This is a genomic window from uncultured Thiodictyon sp., assembly GCA_903837595.1.
Lineage (GTDB): Bacteria > Pseudomonadota > Gammaproteobacteria > Chromatiales > Chromatiaceae > Thiodictyon.
Map to the genome: position 1 here is coordinate 1 of CAILVI010000350.1, position 7,195 is coordinate 7,195.

Consider the following 7,195-nt stretch of genomic DNA (forward strand, 5'->3'; position numbering starts at 1 on the left):
CCCTTGAACGTCAGCGAAAGGCCGGCCCAGCGGACCAGGGTCCGCGTACTCATCGTGACGGTCAGCTCCGCCCCACCCTCCTTGGCGCCGACGAACAGCCGGCGGATTTCGCCAGCCACGGTGATCATCTTCTCCGCGATCAGGTCCGGCAGCTTCGGGACCTGGGTCTTGATGATCTCCTTCTCGACCGCGGGTTCGGGATAACCGACCTGGACCACCCGGAAGCGGTCCATGAAGGCCAGGTTCTGGCGCAAGACCCCCTGATAGAGCCCCGAGCCGTCCCCCGCGCCCACCGAGTTGCCGGTGGCGAACACCCCTTAATATATCGATCTCGGCGGCAAAAACTTTTTCCAGCGTTACTTGACGGGTTGTTGGTCATGTATTAGCCTTGACCCTAATTGTGTCAGGACAGCAGAGGGCATGAGCCAGGTAAATGGGTCACACTCGAGTTAATTTCGCCCATACCATCCCAAATTATATTCCAGCCTGATCTCTTTTGATCACTAATCGAATCGAGGGACGAGACGCGATGGCAATCTCCGAAAAAGAAAAGGTGAGCCGATCGAGAGAGGAGCTTGCGGTACTGGAGGGCGTGATCGATTATGCCGACCAGATGGTCTATCAGCAAAGGAAGTTTGAGTACGAATCACTGCGACGTCACGCCTACGGCAAGACGGTCGTGATCGAGACCGAGAAACAAGGCATACAGACGTTTCGTCTCAGCTCTACACCGGTCGTCTATCCAAGCTGCGTATCCGGATACGCCACACCCCATTCTCCGGTCGGCCGGCTGTGCAGTTTTCTGAAACCGGGCGATGAGGACGAGACTCCTCGCTGGGGCGAGTACCGCGTCTTGGAGGTTCGGCTCTTTGACCGGTTCGATGGCATCCTATTCGAGCAAAATGTTAAAAATTTCCTGCGGATGACGGTCGATGGCGATCCAGGCAAGGTCAAAATCACAAATCTTCGGTCGTTTCTTGCAGGTGCAACCGCCCCGGTCGCGTCCACGTCTGTTAAGCAAGTCCTAGCAGAACCATCGCAGCGGACCTCGGACGAGGAAGTGGCCGAACCCATCTCAGTTCTTGAACCACCCCACCTCCGCGTCGATGCAATCCCCGTCGACGACGATGAGGTGGAAACTCCCTATGGTACCTTGGAGTCCGAGGAAGAAGATTTATCCAGCAGTACCCCGGCAGCCCGTGCCGAAGAATATTACGGCCTGAGCGAGACGTTCTACATCAATCGCACTCGCGAGCAGGATGAGGTGATGTCACGCTCGCCGATGGGACCGATGTTCGTAGAGGGCGTCGCGGGTTCCGGCAAGACCTCAGCCGCACTTGGTCGGACCAAGATGCTGTCCGATTTCAACGTGAATAGTCTCATAGATGAATTCAACAATCTCGTCGATGAATCCAAATTTCGTGCGATTGTGGGTGAAAAACTCGATTACTGGTCAGAAAAATTTTCCGGTCAGTTTTCCCAACAGAGTTGTGTGGGGTTCGTCCGCACTGGGGAGCTGATTCAGTATCTCCGCGAAACCTGCCGCCGTTTGGATTTGCCGAACCTGCCAGTTCAGGAGTATTCAGAACTCCGCAGCCGTTTGCGTCTACATCGGCGGGTGGAGCGGAGCAGGCCTGGTGCTTCTCGATGGGCAGGTTTGGACGCGCCCCGAGAGACACACACAGCCACCACGATGGCTTGGTTGAAGGCCGCTGACCGGGCGATCGCAGCCTACTGGTCTCGGTTGCTGATCGCTGACTCGCCCACTACCGATGATATCGCGTCAGCGTTCGCTCCCGCGGACCAGACGGTCGCCTTGCGGGTCGGCTCTATGGCAGTAGATCGATTACGAGCCGAGGTCGCTCGACTCGCGAGCGAGTTAAACCGGTCGATTGTTAAGAGCGGATTCGCGCTTGATCGTCTCGCATCGCGGATTCAGGATAAAATCCAACAGATAAGACAAGATGTCCTTGGGAAGGACGTCCTATGGGTCACGATCGGCGATCGTTCCTGGACCGCCCCACGGGAGCGGGACCTCGCGCAACAACTCATGGCGGAAAAAGTACCTCTGTTCCTACGAAACGCGGCTCGACTCGTGTTTCTCGATGGGTGCGACCCCGTGGATGATTCGCTGGTTCTGCTGTCCGAAACGGGTGATCCACTGGCTTGGGGTGAGGAAACCCGCGCTCTGTTGGAGCAAGGATCGATTGTCGTGCGTGACCCGACGGGGATTACCGTTCCCGCGAGGTTGTCGGATGTCCAGGACCTATACCTCCGTCTCTTACCAGAGGCCACAGACCGGTTATACGTTCTGCGCGACGGCAAACTGCGACCCTTGGGCCTGTCTCGTGGTTTGGGAAAAAGGCAACTGACACTGGTTCCGAAAGCAGCGGCAACGAGCAACGAAGAGCACCTGGAGAACTCCGAAGGCACGGCAACTAGGATGGCCGATGGCCCGACATCGCAGACTTCAGTCGACCGACTGTTCAATAGTGCCGCCCGCCGCGCCTTGATCGCGCCATTGGCTTTTCTCGCCGATGCCTATTCAGCCTCACTCGCAGGTCACCGGTCATTTTTTCCGGACCCCCTGCTGGCCGCCTGCATTGACCAGCAACTTCGTCAACGCAAGCTTGCCGAGGAAGACCTTGATCTCTTGCTATGCATTGCTCACATCATCGGCCGTGGTTTTACCGGAATACCCCGGGAACTCAGCGAGCCTCCTTTTTACCAGGCTGTGTTTGTCGACGAGGTACAGGATTTTACTGAGCAGCAAGTTTTCTTGATGGTTGAGCAGGCTCGGCCGGAGTATGGGGCAGTCACCGTGGTAGGCGACATAGCCCAGAAGCTGCATAACGGCAGCGTGATCGACATCCTCGCCTGCTTCCCCGACCGATCCGTACCGCGAGTCCAACTGACTGAGAACCTTCGACAATTGGAAGCCCCAGGCTTGGCGTGGTTCAGTGCTTGCTTCCGGGCGCACCTTCAGGACGGGCTCACGAGTTATGAACCCAGTGCTGAGCTTCGTGCCCGTCTTCTCGAACATGCCGACTACCTGTATGGCCCTGAGCTGAGTTTTGTGGAGGACGAAGAGGATGCGGTGGACAGAGTGATCGATGCGCTGCGAAACGTCCAACCCCACCACACTGCCGCGGTGATCCTGAACAACCAGAAAACTGCCTCAGTTTTTTACGATCAATGCAAGGCCAAGCTTGCGGCCCAAATGGTGGATGCGGAGCTATCCCAGAAAATTGATTTGTCCCGGCGCCACGTACGACACTTCACCTCTGTGACCCATGCCAAGGGGCTGGAGTTCGATGTCGTGATTGTGCCTTATCTGGAGTCCTATGATTTCGATGATCCAGCGCATATTAACCGCTTGTATGTCGCCTTGACGCGATCACGCTGCAAACTGATTTTATTGAGCCACATTTCGCGTCCACTCTCAGCGTTCGATAGCGTCTGGGAACGGTATGAGAACACACTCGCCGCGCTGTGATGATGCCGATAAGTGACTTGATTAGACCATGACCGTCCAGGAGATTCGCACAGCAATCAGTTCGGAACTTGCTGCCACGCCGGAATACTACGACTTCAAAGTCCAGGCGATTGAGCGAGTCCAGAACATCTGGAGGATGACCATACAACCTGGAGCGGTACACGCGGACGGTCGCCATACCAGGGTTGTCCTAGACGACTCGTTTGACGGCGCTGCGGCCTGGTGGGCGTGCCCACCCAAGGGTGGGGCTAGTGTCCTTACGGTGATTTCGGAAGACGATCAGATCATTCTCAAGGACGCAACGGCCCACCCGCCTGGTGCCGGTCAGCTCATTCGGCTCTATCCGCCACGCTATCTACAGGCGCTGGCGGAATGTTGGCAAGATAATGCCTGGGCCACTGGCGCATTTGCCTGTCTGGAGGATCTCGGTGCCCCATCCACGTTCCCTGTGAATCCCCTGTCCGGCCATAAGTTTCGCTGGCTGCGCCGTGCCCAACGGCAGGCGCTTAAGCTCCTCGGGAACACGAGCAGCTTTCTCTGGGGACCACCGGGAACCGGCAAGACGACGGTCCTGGGAGTGATCGTCGCAGAGTATTTGCATGTCAATCCGCGTGGACGGGTCCTATTGCTCTCGACAACTAATCATGCCGTCGATCAGGCGACAGTCGCCGTTGACAAGGCGCTGGAATTTTCTAATCGACGGTTACTGCGTGACACCGTCAAGAGAATCGGCAGCAGATTCATTGCGAGCGAGTACCATGGCCGTGAGCATTTGCTTCCTGTCTTGGATCGCGAATTGATTGCGCGTCTTGCCAGAGCTGAGGGCGAGCGCCCCTCGCCCAAAGAGATTGAGGATTACAGCGCGTGGGCGGAAAAGGTCGAGAAATTGCGCAAAAAGGTGCAAACGCAGTCCCTAAATGTACTGCGAAGCGCCCGACTAGCAAGCATGACCACGACTAGGGCAGCGTTCACACTGGCAGACCTTCGTGAACTGCCGCCTTTCGATCTGCTGGTTTTCGATGAGGCGAGCCAAGTCGGACTCGCTCATGCCCTAATGCTGATGCCCCTAGGTCGATCACGCTTGTTCGCAGGGGACCCGGCGCAGTTGGCCCCGGTGGTGCGGAGTCAATCGAAGCACGCGCAACGATGGCTTGCCCGTTCGCCCTTCGATCTTAAGCCTAACAGCGGACCATCGATCTGCATACTGGACGAGCAATCCCGCATGGCGGAGCCGATCTGCAGCATAGTCAGTCAACTATTCTATGGCGGGTCGCTGAGGGTCGCCTCCCACATAGAGAATATAGATACGTGGAGGGCCGAGCGGCAGGTGGTGGTCGGCGATATCGCTGCTGACCAACATATCAGTCTCCAGCCAGTGTCCGAATCTGGTACCTGGTCGCAGCATTACCAAGGCCCGATTCGGTATCAGTCGGCTGAGTTGATTGCAGAACTCTTGAGTTCGGCGCTCGACACTCTCTCCACCAAGCCCGGCTCAGTGGTTGTCCTGACACCGTTCCGCGCGCAACGGGCGTTGTTACGCCAACGATTGAGTGCCCACGGGGTTAAAAGGGTCAAAGTCAGTACTGTTCATCGGGCGCAGGGCAGTGAGGCGGCTATTGTGCTCTTCGATCCTGTCGACGGATCGAATCCATTCCTGCTCACGGAGGACGCACGGCGCCTGATTAATGTGGCCCTGAGCAGAGCCCAGGCAAAGATCATCCTATTCTTGTCAGAAACCGACTGTGCGAATCCTTTATTTGGACAGATCTCAAACATTACCAGACTTGCAAGTGACAGCCGCGTCGCGATTCCCTTGACCGATTTGGTCTGGGAGGTAGGATTCCCGCGGATTGCCATTGGACGGCGCGTTACGGTAGGCGGCTATGTCGGTGAGGTCTCGCGAGCGGCTAGTGATAATAGCAAGCTCTGGATAATCAACGAACTGACAGGAGGCGAACACTGCTTCCAAGTGTCTATTCTGCGCGATAAAACCAAATCGAGAACAGTCTGAAGCGCGACCAGGGGATAACCAACCGCCTGATCCTGAGCCAATACCGCAGGGAACCTGGAAAAAAAGCAAAATAATTTGGTAAGATTTAGAGCGACAAGGCCGCGGGACGATCCGCCATTCCATGATCCAAAATGGAGACGCCGCCTGCGGTGTTCCACCCTATGTGCCATAGGCACTGTTGTTGCGTGATACCTCGTTACTGCCACACATTGGACGCGTGAATCCGCGCGATCAGGCCTTTAAATCATGAGTTGTTTGGATATAATTGATTGAAAAACCCGACCCTCTGCCCGCTCTGCCCCACGAAATAACCAGCATTCCCCCATTGTCTGCTCCCTATTGCACCGCCCCCTTAACGTTATCGACAGTGGCTGTAGCAGACGTTATCACCCGGGATTGCTGGTCTTCCGCATACCATACATTTTCGTAACGATGAATTAGTTCGAGACGTCGAGCCAATAATCCCTCTTTTAGATATCTTTTTCGATTTACTTAAAACATGAACGCGCTGGATATGGCTGGCCAAGCGATCCTCTTGAACTAGCGCGTCACATTGAGGGCACTTTCTGAGGGGTGACCCTTTGACAATGTGCTCTTGGGATAGCGAAGGACCTATCGTCTCGATTGACGCATCGGACGCTTTATTGGATTGCGATAAGGCATTTTCAGCGTTTCCTATCTTTGTGAATCCACAGCTTGGACATGCCATAAGCTGGTGCTTTCTCGCCCCGCATTTAGGGCAGCTTTCGTGTGCCATCGCACTCCCTTCTTTTGTAAGCACAACTCGCCGCCAGCAGGCCGCCGGAGCTTGTGCGTATGCCTTGGGGGATATCAAGATAGAACTCGCTGGTAGGGGTTCTTATCGACAATCGCCGCCTGGATTTTCTTGTCTAGCAAGTCCGTAAGCGAGCGGTGCGCCTCCAGCATCATAACGAGTTCGTCAAGATTTAGGAGTGCAATTATCTTCTTGTCCAAGGCTTCTCTGCACTCACTGATCGTTGTATCTGCGTAGCCGTTTGCGGCGATAAACAAAGCGCGGGCGCCATCTCGCTGATAGAGCCGCACAAGGTGTTGTCCAATGCTGTCAACGCCAATGGCTTCTTTTAGCCATTTCATTTCTACCAGATAGATCTGGCCCTTGAATTCTATGACGCCATCAATCTGCTCAATCACTCCGGCGCCGCTAGCATCCACTCTCTTGAAGTCTTTTCTTATCGAGATTTCGTAAATCGTGAAAAGATCGTTTACAACGGACTCAAGCAACTTGCCCCGTTTCTGGGGTTCATTGTCCATCGGAAACAAAATGTAAAGACGCTGCTTCAGGTCATCAATTCTTTTCCTGCGTTCTTGTGTTGCAGCGATCTCCTTCCGGCTATTTTCCGCCCGTTCCTGCCTCTCCTTTTCTCGTTCTTGATTAATGCGCGTAAAGCTGTCCTTCACGTTGACAACGCGTTGCACTTCGGAAACCAAGCCCTTTGCTTTTAGCTGATCTTCAGACCAACAGGACGAGAAGTTCTCAAACTCGGCTACGCGCTTGATGATCTCTCTGCGTTCGCGAAGTGTAGAGTCTTCTTTTTCATTAATCCGCTCGAGAACTGTCCTCACGATTGCGAACTTATTGATATTCTGCCGATCATTATCGACTCGTTGCTGCAAATCCGAGAGGACATCTGCTTGAACGCCAGCGC

The 7,195-nt window shown here is 55.0% G+C and carries 3 protein-coding genes and 1 pseudogene; 2 read left to right on the forward strand and 2 right to left on the reverse strand.

Translation table 11 applies throughout. The features are described from left to right. Positions 1-308: pseudogene (locus QZY44_RS20090) on the reverse strand (CbbQ/NirQ/NorQ C-terminal domain-containing protein); the annotation flags it as partial. A gap of 221 nt (positions 309-529) precedes the next feature. Here QZY44_RS20090 and QZY44_RS20095 point away from each other — a divergent pair. After that, complete coding sequence (locus QZY44_RS20095) at positions 530-3,496, forward strand: ATP-binding domain-containing protein (RefSeq protein ID WP_295450774.1); 2,967 nt, start codon at positions 530-532, stop codon at positions 3,494-3,496. Positions 3,497-3,524: 28 nt separating this feature from the next. Beyond that, positions 3,525-5,507, forward strand: coding sequence for a DEAD/DEAH box helicase (locus QZY44_RS20100; RefSeq protein ID WP_295450777.1), 1,983 nt, complete (start codon positions 3,525-3,527; stop codon positions 5,505-5,507). 831 nt (positions 5,508-6,338) lie between these two features. Here QZY44_RS20100 and QZY44_RS20105 read toward each other — a convergent pair. Next, positions 6,339-7,195: restriction endonuclease (locus QZY44_RS20105; RefSeq protein WP_295450780.1), on the reverse strand; the 857-nt coding region annotated here is incomplete at its 5' end.